The sequence below is a fragment of the Streptomyces sp. NPDC029526 genome (genome assembly GCF_040637405.1).
Classification (GTDB): domain Bacteria; phylum Actinomycetota; class Actinomycetes; order Streptomycetales; family Streptomycetaceae; genus Streptomyces.
Genome location: NZ_JBEZWE010000016.1, coordinates 61,584 through 81,123, shown reverse-complemented (window position 1 = coordinate 81,123; position 19,540 = coordinate 61,584). Strand labels below are relative to the sequence as shown.

The 19,540-nt window shown below is 73.3% G+C and carries 16 protein-coding genes, 2 pseudogenes and 1 riboswitch; of the genes and pseudogenes, 11 read left to right on the top strand and 7 right to left on the bottom strand.

The features are described 5' to 3' along the window. Positions 1 to 27: 27 nt before the first annotated feature. A complete protein-coding gene (locus AB0F01_RS25830) occupies positions 28 to 2,805 on the top strand; it encodes a glycosyl hydrolase (protein ID WP_362100274.1) in 2,778 nt (925 codons plus the stop codon). A 332-nt stretch (positions 2,806 to 3,137) separates the two neighbouring features. Here AB0F01_RS25830 and AB0F01_RS25825 read toward each other — a convergent pair whose 3' ends face one another. Beyond that, the gene (locus tag AB0F01_RS25825) at positions 3,138 to 4,139 is read right to left on the bottom strand and encodes a methyltransferase (RefSeq protein ID WP_362100271.1); all 1,002 of its coding nucleotides are present in this window, start codon (positions 4,137 to 4,139) and stop codon (positions 3,138 to 3,140) included. A gap of 132 nt (positions 4,140 to 4,271) precedes the next feature. Further along, entirely contained in the window at positions 4,272 to 4,910 is a 639-nt protein-coding gene (locus AB0F01_RS25820) for an XRE family transcriptional regulator (RefSeq protein ID WP_362100269.1), read from the bottom strand. A gap of 199 nt (positions 4,911 to 5,109) precedes the next feature. Here AB0F01_RS25820 and AB0F01_RS25815 point away from each other — a divergent pair, with 199 nt between their 5' ends. The 5 genes and pseudogenes from AB0F01_RS25815 (at position 5,110) to AB0F01_RS25795 (ending at position 8,170) form a co-directional block, all read left to right on the top strand. After that, positions 5,110 to 5,445, top strand: coding sequence for a hypothetical protein (locus AB0F01_RS25815; RefSeq protein WP_362100266.1), 336 nt, complete (start codon positions 5,110 to 5,112; stop codon positions 5,443 to 5,445). Between the two features lie 49 nt (positions 5,446 to 5,494). Continuing rightward, positions 5,495 to 5,677 (top strand): annotated as a pseudogene (locus tag AB0F01_RS25810) (MFS transporter); the annotation flags it as partial. Between the two features lie 298 nt (positions 5,678 to 5,975). Further along, positions 5,976 to 6,194 (top strand): annotated as a pseudogene (locus tag AB0F01_RS25805) (pyridine nucleotide-disulfide oxidoreductase); the annotation flags it as partial. Positions 6,195 to 6,356: 162 nt separating this feature from the next. Then, positions 6,357 to 7,508, top strand: coding sequence for a sensor histidine kinase (locus tag AB0F01_RS25800; protein ID WP_362100263.1), 1,152 nt, complete (start codon positions 6,357 to 6,359; stop codon positions 7,506 to 7,508). Next, positions 7,505 to 8,170, top strand: coding sequence for a response regulator transcription factor (locus AB0F01_RS25795; protein ID WP_362100260.1), 666 nt, complete (start codon positions 7,505 to 7,507; stop codon positions 8,168 to 8,170). The genes AB0F01_RS25800 and AB0F01_RS25795 overlap by 4 nt, the downstream gene beginning before the upstream one ends. A 358-nt stretch (positions 8,171 to 8,528) precedes the next feature. On the opposite strand, the gene AB0F01_RS25790 is transcribed toward AB0F01_RS25795, so the two are convergent. Beyond that, positions 8,529 to 9,359, bottom strand: a complete 831-nt coding sequence (locus AB0F01_RS25790) for an aminoglycoside phosphotransferase family protein (protein ID WP_362100258.1) — start codon at positions 9,357 to 9,359, stop codon at positions 8,529 to 8,531. Positions 9,360 to 9,787: 428 nt separating this feature from the next. Here AB0F01_RS25790 and AB0F01_RS25785 point away from each other — a divergent pair, with 428 nt between their 5' ends. The 3 genes from AB0F01_RS25785 to AB0F01_RS25775 all read left to right on the top strand — a co-directional run bounded on the left by AB0F01_RS25785 (position 9,788) and on the right by AB0F01_RS25775 (position 12,561). Beyond that, the gene (locus AB0F01_RS25785) at positions 9,788 to 9,943 is read left to right on the top strand and encodes a hypothetical protein (protein ID WP_362100255.1); all 156 of its coding nucleotides are present in this window, start codon (positions 9,788 to 9,790) and stop codon (positions 9,941 to 9,943) included. Positions 9,944 to 10,081: 138 nt separating this feature from the next. Beyond that, positions 10,082 to 11,611 (top strand): FAD-dependent monooxygenase, encoded by a 1,530-nt coding sequence (locus AB0F01_RS25780; protein WP_362100253.1) that lies wholly within the window; start codon positions 10,082 to 10,084, stop codon positions 11,609 to 11,611. A 344-nt stretch (positions 11,612 to 11,955) separates the two neighbouring features. After that, a complete protein-coding gene (locus AB0F01_RS25775) occupies positions 11,956 to 12,561 on the top strand; it encodes a dihydrofolate reductase family protein (protein WP_362100250.1) in 606 nt (201 codons plus the stop codon). 127 nt (positions 12,562 to 12,688) lie between these two features. Here the strand turns inward: AB0F01_RS25775 and AB0F01_RS25770 are convergent, their stop codons facing one another. Beyond that, positions 12,689 to 13,435: a VWA domain-containing protein gene (locus AB0F01_RS25770; RefSeq protein WP_362100248.1), complete on the bottom strand. Its 747-nt coding sequence runs from the start codon at positions 13,433 to 13,435 to the stop codon at positions 12,689 to 12,691. 458 nt (positions 13,436 to 13,893) lie between these two features. Continuing rightward, positions 13,894 to 14,892 (bottom strand): WYL domain-containing protein, encoded by a 999-nt coding sequence (locus AB0F01_RS25765; RefSeq protein ID WP_362100245.1) that lies wholly within the window; start codon positions 14,890 to 14,892, stop codon positions 13,894 to 13,896. A 133-nt stretch (positions 14,893 to 15,025) separates the two neighbouring features. Between AB0F01_RS25765 and AB0F01_RS25760 the strand changes: the two genes are divergently transcribed. After that, positions 15,026 to 15,421, top strand: coding sequence for a RidA family protein (locus tag AB0F01_RS25760; protein WP_362100243.1), 396 nt, complete (start codon positions 15,026 to 15,028; stop codon positions 15,419 to 15,421). Between the two features lie 305 nt (positions 15,422 to 15,726). Next, positions 15,727 to 16,107, top strand: a complete 381-nt coding sequence (locus AB0F01_RS25755; RefSeq protein ID WP_362100240.1) for a VOC family protein — start codon at positions 15,727 to 15,729, stop codon at positions 16,105 to 16,107. Positions 16,108 to 16,218: 111 nt separating this feature from the next. Here AB0F01_RS25755 and AB0F01_RS25750 read toward each other — a convergent pair whose 3' ends face one another. Together AB0F01_RS25750 and AB0F01_RS25745 are read right to left on the bottom strand one after the other, a co-directional pair. Next, a complete protein-coding gene (locus tag AB0F01_RS25750) occupies positions 16,219 to 16,674 on the bottom strand; it encodes an SRPBCC family protein (RefSeq protein ID WP_362100237.1) in 456 nt (151 codons plus the stop codon). 189 nt (positions 16,675 to 16,863) lie between these two features. Continuing rightward, the gene (locus tag AB0F01_RS25745) at positions 16,864 to 18,393 is read right to left on the bottom strand and encodes a potassium/proton antiporter (protein WP_362100234.1); all 1,530 of its coding nucleotides are present in this window, start codon (positions 18,391 to 18,393) and stop codon (positions 16,864 to 16,866) included. Positions 18,394 to 19,369: 976 nt separating this feature from the next. Further along, positions 19,370 to 19,496, top strand: a riboswitch (cobalamin riboswitch). Positions 19,497 to 19,540: the final 44 nt, after the last annotated feature.

Here is a 19,540-nt window from a genome sequence, read left to right as displayed (position 1 = left end):
ACTCTGCAATGACTAGAGGTGCCCCGCATGCCATCCCCCCGCAGCAGACCATCCGTCGTGGTCCTCCTCGCCTCAGCCGTCGCCTTCCTCGGCCTGGGACCGGCCGCCGCCCCCGCGTCGGCCGCCACCGTGCCCGTGGGCTCCGGCAGTTACTCCGACACCCGGCCCGCCGGCACGTCCGGCCCCACCACCAACACCGGCACCCCCGTCACCCCCAAGGTGACCGCGGCCGCCCGGAACCGGCCGGTGCCCACCAACGACTGGTGGTCCTCCCTCGCCTTCCAGCGCTACGGCGACAACCCGTACTCCAACCCCATGTACGGGCACCCCCTCACCTACCAGGCCACCTCCGGCGGACTCGACGTCGGCTACCCCACCTCCCCCTCGATCGTCGGGGACGGTCGCCAGTACGAGTACGCCCACAAGCGCGACCTGACCATCGGCCTGACCGGCCTCAACTCGCCCGACACCAAGGCCGACGACTGGTCGGACTGGACCGTCACCCCGCTGTGGTCCGACGGCAGCCGCACCCTGCGCACCACGATCGGCCACGGCTCCCCGTTCGTGTACGCCGAGGGGACCGGCGGCGACGCCCGGATCACCACCGCCGGCACGCCGAACGTCTTCGCCGACCAGGGCAATGTCCTCGGCATCACCGTCGCCGGACACCACTACGCCCTGTTCGCCCCGAGCGGCAGCGACTGGAACGTCTCCGGCTCCACCGTCACCGCGGGCCTCGGCTCCAAGAACTACTTCTCCGTCGCCGTGCTGCCGTCCACCGGCGCGCTCGCCACCTTCAAGAAGTACGCCTTCAGCTTCGTCACCGGCTCCAAGGCCACCTGGAACTACAGCGGCGGCACGGTCAAGGCCACCTACACCCTCACCACCGAGGCCAAGGAGGGCTCCGAGCGCGGCACGCTGCAGGCGCTCTACCGGCACCAGTGGCTCCACACCACGGACCCGCTCACCTCGTACACCTACGTCTCACCGCGCGGCACCATGAAGGTCCGCGAGTCGGCCTCCTTCTCCACCAGCCAGAAGGCGGCGGCGGTGCTGCCCGCACTGCCCAAGTCCGACGCGGTGGACACCGCCCGGCTGCGGGGCTACCTCAACGACGTCGTAGGCGCCTCCGACCCCTTCTCCGGCGCGACCGACACCTACTGGACCGGCAAGGCCCTCGGCCGGCTCGCCCAACTCGTGCCCGTCGCCGAGCAGATCGGCGAGACCGGCACCCGTGACCGGCTCCTCGGCCTGATGAAGGGCAAGCTCCAGGAGTGGTTCACCGCGGGCGGCGCCAGCGAGTTCAGCTACGACAAGGACTGGCGGACCCTGACCGGCTACCCCGCCTCCTACGGCAGCGACACCGAGCTCAACGACCACCACTTCCACTACAGTTACTTCGTCTACGCGGCGGCCATCGTCGCCCAGTACGACCCGGCGTGGGCCGCCGAGTCCGCCTGGGGCGGCATGGTCAAGACCCTGGTCCGCGACACCGCCAACCCCAGCCGCACCGACAGCGCCTTCCCCTTCCTGCGCGGCTTCGACGTCTACGCCGGCCACAGCTGGGCCTCCGGTCACCAGGGCTTCGCCGCCGGCAACAACCAGGAGTCCTCGTCGGAGTCCACCAACCTCAGCGCCGCCCTCGTCCTGTGGGGGTCCGCCACGGGTGACACCTCGCTCCGCGACCTCGGCACCTTCCTGCTGACCACCGAGTCGGAGTCCATCGCCCAGTACTGGTTCGACGCCGACGAGGAGGTCTTCCCGTCCTCCTTCCGCCACGACACGGCCGGCATGGTCTGGGGGAGCGGCGCCGCCTACGCCACCTGGTGGACCGCCAACCCGGAGGAGATCCACGGCATCAACGTGCTGCCGGTGACCGGCGGTTCGCTGCACCTGGGCCGCGAGAAGGACGCCATCCGGCGCAACATCGCCGAGATGGAACGGGAGAACGGCGGCCCGGCCGTCGAATGGCGCGACCTGCTGTGGGAGTTCGAGTCCTTCGCCGACCCGGCCAAGGCCAAGGCGAAGTGGGACGCCGGCCATGCCGGCTACACCCCGGAGGAGGGCGAGTCGAAGGCGCACACCTACCACTGGCTCACCACCCTCGACTCCCTCGGCGCACCGGACGCCACCGTCACCGGTGACATCCCCACCTCCGCCGTCTTCACCAAGGGCTCGGCCCGCACCTACGCCGCCCACAACCACTCGGCGAGCGCCCGCACGGTGACCTTCTCCGACGGCAAGACGCTCACCGTGCCCGCCCGTTCGACCGCCACCGGAACCGGCAGCGGAACCACGGACCCCGACCCCGATCCCGACCCGACCACCGGCAACACCTTCCAGCTGCGCAGCGGCGGCACCCTCACCACGGCGACCGACGGCACGGCGGGCAGCGACACCATCGCCTCCGCCGGCGGCGCCAACCACGACGGCACCCCGAACCGCCCCCTCGTCTACGAGGTCCGCGGCGTCGACGCCACCCTGGACCCGGGCGCGAAGACCGCGTTCCGCCTCCAGGTCGACGCGGGCACCTCGGTCGGACTCGGCCAGCAGGCCCGGGTCAGCTTCGACCTCACCGGCGACGGTGACTTCGAGCGGACCGAGACCTACCACTACTTCGCGACCGACCCGGTCACCGGATGGGAGGAGTACACGCAGGCCCGCGGCCTCAAGGCGGCCACGGGGAACCTGGGCGACCTGAAGGGCGGCACCGTACGCCTGGAGGTGTGGAGCGCCATCGGCAACGGCACCGCACAGCTGCGGACGGGCACGGACAAGTCCGTGCTGGTCATCCCGTACAGCTGACCCGCCGCGGGCGGCCCCGCGCGGCCGGCGCCGCGGGGGCCGTCCCGCGCGGCCGGGACCCCGCCGGGGGAACCCGGAGGGGCTCAGGACCCGTGCGGGAGCCTCCGGACCGACCCCCGGCGGGGAGTCCGTGAGGCCGGCGCCTCACGGGACCCGTACCGGCGGCCCCGTCCGTACGACCGGTCCGACGACAGCCCGGCGGCGGGCACCGGCATCCCGGCCGGTGCCCGCCGTCCGGCGTGAACGGACAGCGGCCGGCGTGGGGCGTGAACGGACGGCGGCCGGCGTGGGGCGGGCACCGGGGGTGGGGTGCCGCCCCGGTCGGCCGGGTGTCAGCCGGTGGTGCGGCGGGCGGTCCACACCGTGCGCTCGGTACGGACGGCGAGATCGTCGCGCCGCAGGACGCTGTGCGGGCCGTCGGTGTCCAGCAGCCGGTCCAGGGCGGCCACGTCCTCGGGGTCGAGCAGCGCGTCGACGCCCTGCCGCAAGCGTCGGAGGCTGCTCAGCGCGTACGCACCGACCGAGGAGTTCCCGGCCCCGTCGACGCGCACCGTGACCGTGCGCGTCCCGGCGGGCGCGAACCCGGCGTCGGCCAGCAGGCGTCCCCAGTCGGCCCCCCGGTGCGGTGCGTGCTCGGCGTGGAAGGGCGCGCGCACCGCATGGCAGCGGTCCTCCAGGCCGGGGCGCTCGCGGGGCGCGTCCGCCGGCAGGAAACGCGGGAAGTCGGCCAACTCCACCACGGCGAACAGCCCGTCGGGGGCGAGCAGGTCGTGGACCGTGCGCAGGACGCGCCCCGGATCGGCCAGGTGGTGCATCGAGGCCGAGGCCCACACCAGATCGGGCGTCCCCAGGTCGGGCCAGTCGGGGGCGTCCAGGTCGACCCGCACGGTGCGGACGCGCCCTTCGAGACCCCGGACGCGGGCCTTCTCCGTCAGCCGGCCGAGGTGGACGGCGGAGGCGTCGACGGCGGTGACGCGGGCATCCGGGAAGCGGTCGAGGAGGGCGAAGGTACCGGCGCCCGTCCCGCAGCCGAGATCCAGGATCCGGCGGGGAGACGTGGCGAGCGGCAGCCCGCCGGTGACGTCGGCGAGGTGTCCGGCGAGGACCTCGGCCTCCAGGTCGAGGAGCTCTGCCTGGTCGTCGGCGCCGTGCCGGTGGTGGGTACCGTCCTGGTGACGGTGCCGGCCGTGCCCGCACCGGTCGTGCGGGTCGCCGTGGGTGTCGGTGCCCACGCCGGACCGGTGGTGACCGTGCGGCGGGCCGCCGTCCTGGTGCGTGCCGGGGGCGTGGCAGGGCCGGGTCGGCCCGTCGGGGTGGGCAGCTGGGTCGCTCATACCGGCAACGCTAGAGCGCTCGTGCGTGAACGGCAGGACTTCTTGCTCGATACGCAAAGAGGTGGTCGGACGGACGGCCGGGCGCGCAAGGCGGCGCCGGGTCGCCCCCACGTCGCCGCCCGGGGCGGGCCGTCAGGATTCCGAAGTCCGTGAAGTCCGGGGTGCGCCCCCCACGGTCCCGCGAGCCTCCCCGGGCTCCCGTGGATCCCGTTGGTGCCCGCGTCGGGCGTCCCGGTCGAAGATCCCGAGGATCTCGCAGGGCCCGCCCTCGGCGCCGATCGCGTGGGGCAGCATCGTGGGGAACTCGGCTGCCTGGTGGGTCTCGACGCGCAGGCGGCGCTGCCCGAGCAGCAGGATCGCCGTACCCGACAGCACCACCAGCCACTCCCGCCCGGGGTGCGCGCGCATGCGAGCGGGGTCGTCGGGCGGCGGATCGGTCATCCGCTGGCGCACCACCGTGATGCCGGGATCGCCCTTGACCGGCCAGCGCATCAGCCCGTGGGCGGCGTCGATCATCGGACTCACGACGACGTCGTCGGAGGCGGTCTCCACCAGCTGGTCGAGCGTGGTGTCCAGGGCCCGCGCGAGGGTGACGAGGCTGTCCAGCGCCAGCCGGCGCCGACCGTTCTCGATGCGGCTGAGCGTGGACTGGCTGAGCCGCGCACGGGTGGCCAGTTCCTCCAGTGACCAACCCTGGGCCACGCGCAGCGCACGGATCCGTTTGCGTACCAGGCTGTCCAGATCGTCATCGTCTTGCGTCATGAGCAACATGGTATGCCCGTTCCGCATGTCCGGCCTAGCGTCGTCGGTGACGGCCGGGCCGCCGACCGCCGGTGCGGCGGACGCACGGATGCGGACGATCCCCTGCGGCGTCGGCCCACTCCCGGCCGTCCCTCGTCCCCCGTCACCCTCAGCCGGCGTCCGGCCCTGCCCCGACGCCGGTACCGCACGCCCCCGAGGAGAGGAACCCATGACGACCCACCAGCCGGACCACACCCCGGACGGCGACGGAGCCCACGGCGCCGACGCCCCGGCCCTGGCGGACGACCCGGCGCGGGCGGACGGCCCGGCCCGGACGGGCGGCCCGGCCCGGACGGGCGGCCCGGCCCGGACGGACGGCCCGGCCATGACCGGGGACCGGGAGGCGACCACGGGCCTCGACGGCCGGAACCGGCCCGGACGCAGGGACCGGCCCGGACGCCAGGGCAGGTACCGAAGCACGGACCGGCCTGGACGCCGGGACGGGCCCGCACGGACGGACCGGCTCCGGCGCACCGACCGGCTCCGGCGGAGCGACCGCCTCTGACTCACCGACGGGCTCTGACTCACCGATCAGCCCCCACGCGCCGGGACGCGTGGCCGGGCGGACCGGCCCCGGCACGCCGGAATCCCTGGACCCACGGCGTCTGCGGGCCGTCCTGATCGCCGTCTGCACCGCCCTGATGGCCGTCATCGCCTCGGTGTCCGGCCTGAACGTCGCTCAGCCCGACCTCGCCGTCGAGTTCGGTGCCTCGCAGAGCACTATCCTGTGGATCATCACCGGCCGCACCCGCACAGGGCGCCGGCGGACATCGCCCGCCCGTGCTCGGCCTGGCGGCCCGCCCCCCGGCCCGGCCGGGGGGCGATCGGCCGGCCTGCCACCTGCCCGGCGGACGGACGTCAGGAATCGCCGGGGTGCCCGGAGACCGTCGGCCGGGCCGGTCGAACGCCCCGGTGGACACCGGTGACCACCGGGGACCGCCCCCGCGCGGCACCCCGGCTTCCCCTTGGCGGTCCGCGCCGTTCCCGTTCCGGGCACGGGGAGTGCCTCGGTGGCCGCGCATCCCACCTACCGCCGCCGAACGGTTCCTCGCCCGCTTCGTCGACCGAGCCGTGGCCACCGGGGCCCGCCACCCCCGGGCCATGTCCGCCCTGCTCGACGTCATGAGCATGGAGAAGCCGGCCACCCGCCTCTTCTCCCCGGACATGCTGACACCCATGCTCTTCGGCCCCAAGAAACCCCACCTCGACCGGGCCCCCCTCACCGACAGCGAGCGCAAGTCCGCCCCGCCGTGACCCCACGCGGCACACAAACCCCCGGAAGGCACGGCCGAAACCATCTCCCCGCCCCGGCCGCTCCGGCCGCTCCGCCCGCGGGCACGGCCCCCGCGTCTCCCACCACGGTCGTACCGCACAAGGTTGACGCCGACCCGCCCGGACCGGCGCTACGCTGCGGCGATGCGGAGCCGTCCCCTGGTCGTCGACAGCCTGATCGCGGCGGCGCTGACCGCCGTAGCCCTGCTTCTGGGCCAGGAAGCAGCGCGCCAGGGGCGGCAACCCTTCGACACCGCCGCCTACGCCCTCGTGCTGCTCGCCCACCTGCCCCTCGTGTTCCGCGTCCGGGCCCCGGCGACCGTCTGCCTGCTCGTCCACGGCGTCTGGCTGGTGTACATCACCGCCGGCTACTGGCCCGTGGTGTGCAGCCTCGCCCCCATGCTCGCCGTCCACACCGTCGCCTCGCTGCGCCCGGCGCGCGCCTCCCTGCCGTACGCGGTGCTGATGGGCGCCGTGTGGGTCTACGCCGGCGCGGCCGACCACACCGACTCCTGGCCCTCCGTCCTCGCCCAGGCCGTGGTCTACCCGGCGGTGCTGTGGCGGTTCGGTGTGCTCGCGCACCGTTCGGCCGGGCTCGCCCGGCAGTTGCGCAGGGAACAGGCCGAGCGGGCGCGTCGGGAGGTGGCCGAGGAACGCAGCCGGATCGCCCGCGAACTGCACGACGTGGTCGCCCACCACATGTCCGTCATCTCCGTGCAGACCGGCCTCGCACGGTTCGTCTTCGACACCGACCGGCGGACCGTGCGGACCGCACTGGACACCATCGACGCCGTCGGCAGGGAGGCCCTCGAGGAACTGCGCCGCATGCTGATGGTGCTGCGCACCTCCGACGACGGCGCCCTCGCCGACCCGATGCCCGGCCTCGCCCGCCTCGACGACATGGCCGACCGCATACGCGGCGGCGGCGTCCCGGTCACCCTGACCGTCGAGGGCCCGCGACGCCCCCTCGCCCCCGGCGTCGAACTGTGCGTCTACCGCGTGGTGCAGGAAGCCCTCACCAACGTCCTCAAACACGCCCCCGGTGCGCGGGCCGAGGTCCTCCTGTGCTACGAACCGCACCAGGTGACGGTTTCGGTCACGGACAACGGCGAGGGGGTGATTCCGGACAGAGTACGGACCGGCGGCGGGCACGGCTTGATCGGCATGCGGGAGCGCGCCAAGCTCTACGGCGGGCAGATCAGTACCGGCCCGCGGGACGGAGGGGGCTTCGCCGTACGGCTGACCCTGCCGACCGCCGCGCGAGCCGCCGTGCAGGGAGACGACGCCGCCACATGACCAGAGTGCTCGTCGTCGACGACCAGTTCCTCATCCGGGCCGGTCTGGCAGGGCTCCTGAGGGCCGCACCCGGCATCGAGGTCGTCGGCGAGGCGAGCAGCGGCGGGGAGGCGGTGTCCCTGGCCGCCGAGACCCGACCCGACGTGGTCCTCATGGACATCCGCATGCCCGGTATGACGGGCATCGAGGCCACCGAACGCATCCTCGCCCAGGCCGGCGGCACCCCGCCCAGGGTGCTCGTGCTCACCACCTTCGACCTCGATGAATACGTGTACGGGGCCCTGCGCGCCGGTGCCTCCGGCTTCCTGCTCAAGGACTCCGGGCCGGAACGCCTGCTCGCCGCCGTGGCCGCGGTGGGAGCCGGCGACGCGCTCTTCGCCCCCAGCGTCACCCGGCGCCTGGTCGAGGCGTACGCCCGCCGGGCCCCCGACGAACAGCCGCCCGCTCTGGAGGCGTTGACGTCCCGCGAGGTCGACGTCCTCAAACTCTGCGGGCGCGGCCTGTCCAACGTGGAGATCGCGGACCGGCTGTTCATCAGCGAGGCGACCGTCAAGACCCATCTCAACCGCACCATGACCAAACTGAACCTGGGCAGCAGGGCACAGGCCGTGGTGGTCGCCTACGAGACCGGACTCGTGACACCGGGGACGGCGGGGAGGTAGCGCGTGCCGCGCGAGGCAACGCCCGGGGGCACCGGCCGGCCTTCGGTGCCGCAGACGCTCGATCGGGTGGTGCGCGGGGCCCCTCGTCCGTGAGGAGGCTGTGCCGACGACCACCGCACCGCAAGTTCCACGGCCCGCCGATGCCTCCGCAGGACGGCATTCAGAAACGATCAGCAAGCGCGTCCCCGTCGGCGACGACACCGAGGGCTGACGTACTGACGTTCGTCCCGACGTGGCGCGTGCTCCCGCGTGAGGCAATGAAGTCCCCCAACTCCTGTGACTCGTGCGTGAGGCAGCCGTTCTCGTCGTGTCGAGGCCCTCGGACAGGAATCCACCCGGACGGGCGCTCCGCCGGCTGCTACGACACCGCCGCTCGAATGCGGTCCAGCCCCTCCACGCCCATCCGCCGTCCGTCGGGGAACTGGTCCTCCCGGTCCCAGCGCCACGTCGTGATGATGGCCAGCACCAGCAGACGGCAGGCGCGCAGAAGTTCCTCGTCGACGTCGGGACAGTGTGCGCCGACGGCCTCGGGAGCGTGGGCGAGGTCGAACGCGACGGGGCCGCGGCAGCAGGTCTCCAGGTCGATGAACAGCAGCCCGTGCCGTGTCGTCAGCAGGTTGCCCGGGTGCGGCTCACCGTGCAGCAACTGCTCCTCCGCCGCCCTGTGTCCGCGGATGAACCGGCCCACGTCGCGCAATGTGCCGTCGAGCAACACCCGGTCCGCGTCGCTGAGTTCGGGGGTACGCTCGCGGTCCGCCACAAGGGTCCGGGCCTGCTGGATCCGCTCCGAGAAGTGCGGTGCCGGGACGTCGAGGGTGCGCATGCCGGCGTGAAGCCGGGCGAGCGCTTCGGCGTAGTCGGCCGGAGCGACGCCCTGCGTGGTCACGGGCGGGTGGTAGGTCCACAGTGTGACCACGAAGCCGTCCCGTTCGTGGACGCGGGGCTCGACCCGCGGATCAGGAGCGGCCACGGGACACCCCGCCCCGACGAGCCGCTGAGCCAGCTCGAGCTCGAACTCCGCGACCTGCTGCCCCACCGGAGCCACCCGGGCCAGGACCTCGCACGGCCGCAGCCGCACGGCCAGCTTGTTCGAATTGTGCAGGACCGTCGCGTCGTCGACCGGGAGCCCGAGGGAGGACGCGATGGACACGGCCGCCTCCACCGCCCGCCGTACGTCCGCCGCCTGCATCGTCGAGGGCCCCTTCTCCCGGTGAGACGTGCCCGACCCTATAGGCCCGACGGCGCTCGGGGCGCCGCATTTTCCGGCACCCTGCCGCCCACCCCGGATGTGCGTGAGACGGCGGAGCCGGCCTCACCGCATACCGCGGAAGGTGCAGGAACAGGAGTCCTACGCCCAGGGTCTACGCCGACTTCAACCGCTGGGCGGACGTGACCGCCGCGCCGGGTCGCGTACCTTTCACGGCGGGCCGGCGTGGCGTCGACGGGGCTCACAGCAGCGCTGTCCCTCCGAAGCTCGGCGACCTGCCGACTGCGCGACGCCGGGGACCGGCGAGGAAGCCCGGCGGAGAGCCCCCTGGACGGCAGCCGGGGCGGTGGGGTCGCGAGCGGGGGGCGCGACCCCACCGCGGCCACCGTTGCCGGCCCGGGGACCGCCGGGTGCGCTCGTACTCCCGCCACCCGCCGGGACCGGTGAAGCAGTCCGACGGCCAGTTGGCCGCCGCGCCGTGTTCGATCACCGTGGACGGCGAGAAGGTCGTGCTGGACCCGGGCGGCACCGAGGGCAAGCACATCTGTCAGTACACCCTGCACTGAGACAGCAGCCCTCCGACAACCGGCGACGGCGGCCGGCCTGCCGAGGAGGCGGACCCCGAGGTGAGCGACGGCCGGCCGGGCACCCTCGGCCGGCCGGCCACCCGCGGCAGGGCGGCTCGCCCGCACTATCGTGAGCGCATGACGGAGCCGTTGGACGTGCTGGTCGTCGGGGCAGGTCCGACCGGACTGGCCCTGGCCGCGCAACTGAGTGCCCTCGGGGCCGGGTTCCGGATCGTCGACCGTTCACTCGACCGGGTTCGGGAGTCGCGCGCCCTGGTGATCCAGCCCCGCACCCTGGAGGCACTGTCCGGACTCGGGGTGACCGAGGACCTCGTGGCCCTCGGCAACCCGGCCGTCCGCCTGCACCTGCACGCGCCGGGCCGCGTCGTGGCCCTCGACCTGTTCGACACCGGCCTGGACGACACGGCCCACCCGTTCCTGCTGTTCCTGTCGCAGGCGGAGACCGAGCGCGTCCTCTCCCGTCGTCTGACCGAACGGGACGTGATCGTCGAGCGCGGCACCGAGCTCCTCGGGCTGGAGCGGACGGGCCCGTACGTCACCTGCGCCCTGCGCGATCGCGACGGGACGCGGGAGAGCGTGACGGCGCGCTACGTGGTGGGCTGCGACGGCGCGCACAGCACCGTCCGCAGCCGGGCCGGCATCCCCTTCGAGGGGCACGCCTACCCGCAGACCTTCCTGCTCGCCGACCTCGACGTGGACGGGCTGGAACCGGACACCGTGCACACGTACATGGCGCAGGAGGGCATGGTCTTCTTCTTCCCGCTCGGGTCCCCCGCCGACTGGCGCATGCTCGCGGTGCGGCCGCCCGACCGCCCCGACACGGACGTGGACCTGCCCTTGCTCCAGCACGTCGCCGACCGCGCCACCGGCGAGCGGCTGGCGCTCCGGGACCCGGTGTGGGCGACCGCCTTCCGCATCCACAACCGGGGCGCGGCCCGCTACCGTTCCGGCGCCTGCTTCCTCGCGGGGGACGCCGCCCACATCCACAGTCCGGCCGGTGGTCAGGGCATGAACACCGGCATCCAGGACGCCTTGAACCTGGGCTGGAAACTGGCCCTGGTCTGCCGGGGCGCGGCCCCCGAGAGCCTCCTGGACACCTACGAGGAGGAACGGGCCCCCGTCGGACGCAGCGTGCGCCGCCTCACCGACCGCGCGTTCGGCGCCGCCACGAGCGGCAACCCCCTTGTCCGCGCAGCCCGTACCCGACTCGCCCCGAGACTCGCGCCGTTGGTGCTGCGCCCGCGGCCGGTCCGCGCGAGTCTCTTTCGCACGGTCGCCGAACTCGACATCCACTACCGGCGCAGCTCCCTCTCCGCTACCGGTCCCCGGCCGCCACGGGGCGGGCCGAGGGCCGGGGACCGGCTGCCCGACCTGCCGCACGGACTGCAGTCCCGCACGGCCGCGGCGGGCTGGCACCTGCTGCTCTGCGGCCCGCCGCACCTCTGGCCCGATGCACGGCTCGCCCCCGTCACCGATGAGCGCGCGGCCCCGCTCTTCGTCCACCGCCTCGGCGGTCACGGCCCGTGGCGCGGCACCGCCCATGCCCTCGTCCGCCCCGACGGCCACCTGGGCTACGTCGCCCGGGGCGGCGACCTGGGCGGCCTGCGGTCCTACCTCGACCGGTGGCTGCCGACCGGACGATCCTGACCTGACCTGACCTGATCTGACCTGACCTGACCTGACCTGACCTGACCTGATCAGATCTGTTCTGAACCCTGATCCGAGACCGGTGGGCCGCCCCCGCAGGCCCGCTGCGCGGTCAGGGAGCGTGGCACACGGCCCGCTCGACGAGGCCCGGGGGAGCAGGTGGGGGGTCGCCGTGGGCGTCCGCTTTGGCGCAGCCGAGCACCCGGCAGGCGATGCCGAGGAACCGCGGACGAGCGGCGAGGAGGCCGCTGGGCGCCTTCTCCCTCGTCGTCGCACGGCGCGGCCGATGAGTTTGCCGCTCCGGACCGGTCCACACTCGTGACACCCTCGGAAAGGACAACGCCATGTCGGAGCTTCTCGTCGACTTCATCACCTCCCTCGACGGCTACGCGTCCGGAGAGGGGTGGCCCGGGTTCTGGGGGCTCGAAGGCCCGGAGTACCTCTCCTGGCTCGGTGAGCAGCCCGAGGTCACCTACCTGATGGGAGCGAAAACCTACCGCCTGATGTCGGGCTTCGCCGCGGGCGAGGTCCCGAGTGGCCAGGACGAGTTCCGGCCCGAAGAAGAAGCGTCCGTCGACGAACTCACGCAGGCGTCCAAGGTGGTGTTCTCCTCCTCGCTCGAGGAGCCGCTGACGTGGGCCAACTCCACCCTCGTCCGCGGCGACGCCGTCGAGGCGGTCCGCGCCATGAAGGCCGAGGGATCGGGGCTCCTCAGCACGATCGGCAGCCTCAGCCTGTGCCGCTCCCTGCTGCGAGCCGGACTCGTCGACCGCTTCCGGGTGGTGATGTTCCCGGTGATCACCGGGGCCACGGGCGCGGAACGCATTTACGACGGCTATCCGGACGTCGCCCTCGACATGATCGGGCACCGCACCTTCGACGGCCGCACCCAGCTGGTCGAGTACCGGCCGCGCGTGCTCGAGCACCCGCCGCTCGGTACCCCTGCCTGACGTCGCCCCGTCGCCCCGTCGCCCCGTCGGCCGGGCCGCCGACGCCCAGCGGAAGCTCACGACTCACTCAGGACCGCTCACGACCTGTCCCAACGCTCTTGTCTCTTGCGACCGACTCACGCCCCACTCACGCCAGGATCCCGGCGGCGCGCGCCGCGGCCAGCCAGTCGGGGAACTCCCGCAGCAGGTGGTCGTAGAGCCGGTGGTCCGGCACGGCACGCGGTGTGCGGCCGGCGTGGAAGAAGCCCGCATTGTCGACCAAGCGACGGGCCGGAACGGCGAGAGTGTCGAGTTTGCGCAGGAAGGAGAACTCGTTGTCGTCAGGGTCTCCGAAGCCGATGAACTGCCAGAACAGAGGCAGCCGGGCGGCCTTGCACAGGTAACGCTCGGCGGCGGCCCGGCTGGTGGGACCGCCGTCGGTCTGGAACACGACCAGAGCCGGCTGGTCGCTGCCGGAGTCCACGTAGTGGTCGATGACCGCGTCCATGGCCCAGTGATAGTTGGTCCGGCCCATGTGCCCGAGATTCTCGTGCAGTTTGTCGATCCGGCCCCGGTGCCCGCCGAGCCTCAGGTCCGTACACCCGTCGACGTCGGTGGAGAAGAACACCACCGGGACCGTGCCGTCGTCGTCGAGGTGGGCCGACAGCGACAGCACCTGCTCGGCCAGGTGCTGCATCGTGCCGTCCCGGTAGTACGGCCGCATCGAGCCGGAGCGGTCCAGCACCAGGTACACGGCGGCCCGCACGGCCTCCAGCCCGTGGCTGCGCACACTGGCACCCGCCGTCTTGTACAGACTGACGAGGTCGGGCGCCTTCTCCTGCACCTTGGTCAGGCTGATGGCCGAGGTGCGTCCCTCACCGTTGTTCGCGATCACCCCACCATGGTGGGCCATACGGCGAAGTGGGCACAGGGGTACTCCTGGGCACGGCGGCGCGGTCCGGCCGTCCGCGTCAGGCCGCCCTCCCGCCGCCGGCGGACACGAGCGGCGGACCGCCCCTCGGCGGGACTGAGCCCGGGGGCCGGGGGCCGCGGGCCGGGGGCCCGAGACCGAGGCCGGGACCGGGCGCGGTTGCGGCGCCGCCATGTGATCCTCCGGTGCGGTCTTCCGGTGCGGTCTTCGGGTGCGGTCTTCGCGGCCGAGGCGCGCCCGAGGCGCGGCCGATGTGCGCCCGAGGCGCGGCCGATGTGCGCCCGAGGCGCGGCCGATGTGCGCCCGAGGCGCGGCCGATGTGCGCCCGAGGCGCGGCCGATGTGCGGCCGGTGTCGGCGGTCGGCGGCTCGACGGTCGGCCCGCCGCCCGACAACAGGGGGTGCGGCGGCACGAGGGGCCCGTCAGTGAGGCGGTGGCTGCCCGTAACGGGCGGCGATGCCGAGGGCACGCGTGTGGAGGGCGGCACGGAGGGACGGAGGGCCGAGGGCCTCCGCGTCGGGAGCCAGACGCCACAGGACCCAATGGGCGTGCTCGGCGTCCTGGAACGTGGCCTCCAGACGCAACCAGCCGTCCGGGTCCGGAGGCTGTCGGTCGGGGAAGCGGAACCCGAGTGCGGCGTCGAGCACTTCGTCCTTGCGTTCCGCACTCACCCGGAGCAGCACGGTGAGGCGGTCGCCGTCCTCGACGAGGCTCGCCGAGCGTTGCCTCCACAGGCGGTCGAGGTCCACCTGGCCGGTACGGTCCGCGGGCCGGCTGAGTGCCTCGGCGGCCCGGATGCGGGAGAGGCGGTAGGTCCGGTCGGCGCCCGACCGGGTGGCCAGGAGGTAGCTGCGGCCGGCCGCGGTGACCAGGCCGATCGGGTCGACGGTGCGCCACGCCGCGTCCTGGCCGACGGCGGCGTAGTGGATGCGCACCTTCCGCCCGGCGAGGACCGCGTGCCGGACTTCGCGCATGGCGGCGTCGGGTATCCGCTCGGTGTCGAGCCGGCGGGCGAGCAGGTCCGTGTCCGGGTCCAGGTGGAACCGCCGGGCCGCTGCGGACGTGCCGGAGCGGTGGGAGTCGGGGAGTGCGTCGAGCACCTTGCGCAGTCCGGAGGCGAGTGCCGGGCCGAGTCCGAAGACCTGTTCGCCGCGTGTGGACCCGGCCGCGAGGAGGGCGAGGGCTTCCTCGTGGGTGAGCCCGGTCAGTCCGCTGAGCTCCGTGCGGAAGTCGTTCAGGAGCGCGAACCCGCCGTGCCGCCCGCGCTCGGAGTACACCGGCACACCCGCCGAGGACAGGGCCTCGATGTCGCGGAGCACGGTGCGGGTGGACACCTCCAGCTCACGGGCGAGTGCAGGCGCCGTCATCCGGCCGTTCCGGCGCAACAGCAGGACGAGCGAGATCAGCCGGTCGGCGCGCATCCGAGAACCGTAGCGAATACATGACCGAGGGTGTCGTGATACGCGGGGAGGCTGGTCCACATCACGCGGGGGGCGGCCGGGCCGGCTCCATGGGCGTGGAACATCACGTGTGGAAAAGGGAGTTGGTAGATCGATGGAGCGTTCGACGGTGAACCCGTGGCCGTGGTCGGTACCTCTCGGATACAGCCAGGGAGAACTCGTTTCGGGGCACACCCGGACCCTGTACTGCTCCGGTCAGGGCGCGATGGGCGACGACGGCACACCACGTCACGTGGACGACATGGCGGGGCAGTTGACGCTGGCCCTCGACAACCTGGAAGCCGTGCTGACCCAGGGAGGCATGTCGCTCACGGAACTGGTCAGGCTGAACGTGTACACCACCGACGTGGACCGGCTCTTCGAGCACTACGGAGTCCTGGCCGCCCGCCTGGGAGCCGCCCGGGTGGCACCGACCACCACGATGCTCGGGGTGACTCGACTGGCACTGCCCGAGTTGATGGTGGAACTCGAGGGGACCGCGGTCGCCTGATACCGACGCGGTCACCGATCGGTGCGGCATCGCTGAGTGACCCGGGGCGGAACGGACCCGCGCCACGGAGGTGCCGGAGGCGGCCGGGGACGGTGCGCGGTCCCGGCCCCGCCGCCCGCCCGTGTCCGGCACGAGCAACGGGGGGTTTCCGGTGCCGTCCTCCCGCGCGGGCGGGGGAGGCGACAAAAGAGCTCGCGGCGGCGTCCGTGGTCCACTAGCGTCGGTGCGGCCGTGGCCTGCGACGAGCGCCATGGCGCTTGCCGGCCGCCCGTACGGCGGCACCTCCGGACGAAAGCGGTGGGACCGTGGCGTGTCGTATCAGTGAACTGGTGTTGGGCTGCCGCGATCCCGAGGCGCTGGCACGGTTCTGGTGCGAGGTCCTGGACTTCGTCGTGCTCGACCGTGAGGGCGACGAGATGCTGGAGATCGGGCCGCGTGAGGGCTTCGGCGGCGCTCAGCCCACGATCATCCTCAGCCGCCGGGACGAGCCGGAGCCCGGCAAGCTGCGTCTCCACATCGACGTCAACCCCACCGACCGTGACCAGGACGCGGAGCTGGAGCGCCTGCTGGCGATCGGCGCGCGTCCGGCCGAGATCGGTCAGACGGGGGACGAGCAGTGGCACGTCCTGGCCGACCCCGAGGGCAACGAGTTCTGCCTGCTGAAGGCCCGCCTGAAGCCGCTGTGACCGCGCGGCCGACTGCTCGGCCGTGACGGCCTGGTTGCGACGGCCTGGTTGTGGCTGCCCGGCCGCCGGTGGAGGATAACCGGCGGCCGGGCAGTGCCGTCGCTGTGCGCGTCACGGCCTCCGCAGCGCGCCCCGGTGCTCACGGACCGCGATGCGCGCCAACTTGGTGAGCATCATGCCGTTGCGGACGGAGGCGACGTAGTCCACCGGCAGCCCGTGCATGCGCGTCCCCGGTCCCCGGAGCGGGTGCCACTCCAGCAGGAACAGGGTGTTCTCACCCCACGGGACGAGCTGCATCGCGATGCGCGCCGCCCCGAAGGGTTCCGCCCGTGCTTCCAGTTCCAGACGCCGGTGCGGTTCGCAGATCCGTACGGTGCAGATGTCGTCCAGGGTGAGCGGGCCGGCGCCGACGCGGACGCGGAGTCGCGCACCCACCTGGGGCCAGTGCGCGTCGACGCCGAGGATGCGCTGGGTCCCGGTCACCCACTCGTGGTACCGCTGACCGTCGGCCAGCAGGTCCCAGACCGTGGACGGCGGACTGAGGATCAGGCGGCGGTTGCGGGCCATGGTCACCAGGCTTCTCGGTCGGTGCGAGCTGACCGTTCTCCCGGCACGACGGTGAACGGCCGGGCCGCTTCGGGGCCCGTACCCAGGCTGGTTCGCACGCCGGTGACCTGCCCACACCTGGGCGTCCATACGGGCGGCGGCGAGGGAACGAGGCGCAGCGCGGCCCGGGCGGGGGAGAGGCGTGCGCCGCTATTCGGTCCGCGTCGGCGCGTCGTCTTCCGGATCGGGGGACCCGTGCTCGCCGAGCCAGCGGGCGAGTTTGCCACGCCGGCCGATGGCCCGCAGGCGGCGCTCCGTGGCGTCCCGGGTGTGCGGGGTGGTGATGAGCAGCAGTTCGTCGCCCTCCCGCAGCACGGTCTCCCGGTCCGGGACGAGGGTCGTGCCGTCGCGCACGATGAGGGTGACGACGGTCGGAGGCGGCAGCCTCAGCTCGAAGACGGCGACCCCGTGCAGCCGGGAACCCTCCGGGATGCCGACGGTGAGCAGGTCGGCGTCCAGGACGTCGAGGGGCGCGGTCTCCACCTGGATCTCGCGCAGCGCGCCCGTGCGGACCAGACGCAGACGCCGGGCCACCGCGGGCAGGGTGGGGCCCTGGATGAGGGTGAAGAGGATGACGAGGAGGAACACGATGTTGAGCACGTCGCGAGCCCCGTCGATCCCGGCCACGATGGGGAAGGTGGTGAGCACGATGGGCACCGCGCCCCGCAGGCCCGCCCAGGAGATGAACGTCTGCTCCCGCCAGGGGATCGGGAAGGGCAGCAGGCACAGCACCACGGAGATCGGGCGGGCGACGAACAGCAGCACCGAACCGACGACGAGCGCCGGGACGATCGCCGACGGCAGTTCGCTGGGATCGACCAGCAGGCCGAGCATGACGAACAGGCCGATCTGCGCCAGCCAGCCGGTGCCCTCGGCGAAGGAACGGGTCGCGGCACGGTGCGGCAGCTGGGCGTTGCCCAGCACCAGGCCGGACAGGTACGCGGCGATGATGCCGCTGGCGCCGACCGTGCCGGCCGCGGCGAACGCGATGATCCCGAAGCCGACCGTGGCCAGGGGGTACAGCCCCGTGGCGGGCAGGGCGATGTGCCGCAACGCGGCGGCGCCGAGCCGGCCGATCAGCACGCCGAGCAGCCCGCCGACGGCGAGCTGGTAGAACAGGTTGAGGACGAGGAGCCCGGGGCTGGACGGGTTGGTTCCCACGGTGGAGAAGACCAGGACCAGGATGATGGTCGGAGCGTCGTTGAAGCCGGACTCGGACTCCACCAGCCCGGTCAGCTTCTGCGGCAGGGGCAGGGAACGCAGCACGGCGAACACGGCGGCGGCGTCGGTGGAGGAGACGATGGCCGCCAGCAGCAGCGCCAACTGCCACTCCATGCCGAGCAGCCAGTGGGCGCCGGCCGCCGTCACGACGACCGAGATGCCCACCCCGACGGTCGCGAGCACGCCGGCGGGGGCCAACTGACGCCGGACGTCCTCCCACCGGGTGCTCAGACCGCCCTCGATGAGGATCAGTCCCAGGGCCGCGGTCCCCAGTGCCTGGGCCATCTGGGCGTTGTCGAAATCCAGGCCGATCCCGTCCTCCCCGGCGATCACGCCGACCGCGAGGAAGAGCAGCAGGCTGGGCAGGCCGATGCGGTGCGCCGTGTGGGCCGCGGCGATGCTGGCCAGCAGGACGACCCCGCCGATCAGGAGGGCGAGGTACAGCTCGGGCAGCGTCATCCGGGGGTCCTCGCGCAGTCACCCGCGACGGAACGGTTGGCGTGGCGGGGGCATCTGCGCCGCGTCACCTCGCCGCACGCGCCCGGGGGCCGTGACCCCTCCTGGTCCTCCCACCGGGTCCGGGCCCGCAGCGGTGAGCGCCCGAAGCACCCGAAGCGCGCGAAGCGCCTGAAGCGCCCGGGGTGACCGAACCGTGCCGACGGCCCGAACGGCGGCGGATGCGGAGGGCACGTCGGACGTGGCGGATGCGGCGGGCATGTCGGGTAGGGCGGATGCGGCGAGCTTGTCGGCCACGGCGGCCACGCCGGGCGCAGCGCGCGTGTCGGGTACGGAGGGAGCGGCGTGCACGCCGACCGCGGGATGCGGCGGGACCGAGGGGCGGGACATGATCGGCGGGCACCGTACGAGCGGGGCACCTCGGGCGATGGCGGGGCGCCGCCGCGCTGGCGCGGTGTCGCACGTACGCGCACGTTCCCCGCGACGCGTCGGCGCAGGCCGCTCCGCACGTGACGGGTCGACCGCCCGGCGTGGTGGCTCCGGCTGCCACGGCGGCCGTCGAGTCCGTCGCGGCCCCCGTGGTGGCCGGCGCAGCAGCCGCGGCCGTCGTGACAGCCGGAGCAGTCGTGGCCGTCGTGGCCGTCATGCCCGTCGAGGTGGCCGTCGCGGTGGTCGTCGTGGTCGGCGGTGGCGGTCATCTGATCTCCTCGCACGGTGGGACAACGATCACACCCGGGGCGAAGCAGCCTAGAACACGCATAACCGGCTGCGACAGCGGCGTGACGTGGAGGAATGCCGGCCCGCGACCGCCGCCGAAGACCAGTGTCCCTGGTGACAGGGCCTGTCGGAGGAGCCGACAGGGGTGACCGGGCGGGTGACCGGGCAGTGGTGCGTGCACCACCCACCGGAGCTGACCGGGGCACTCGGGGGCCGGGGCACACGGGTGCGATGATGACCGGTGACAGGGCGACGACGGTCCGAGGAAGCCGGTGCGAATCCGGCGCGGTCCCGCCACTGTGATCGGTGAGCGCGTCCCCAACAGGCCACTGCCCCACGGCGGGTGGGAAGGCGGGGACACCAGCTACGACCCGAGAGCCAGGAGACTCACGTCGTCGCCTCCTCGCACGGAAACCGGGGCGGATCTCCCCGG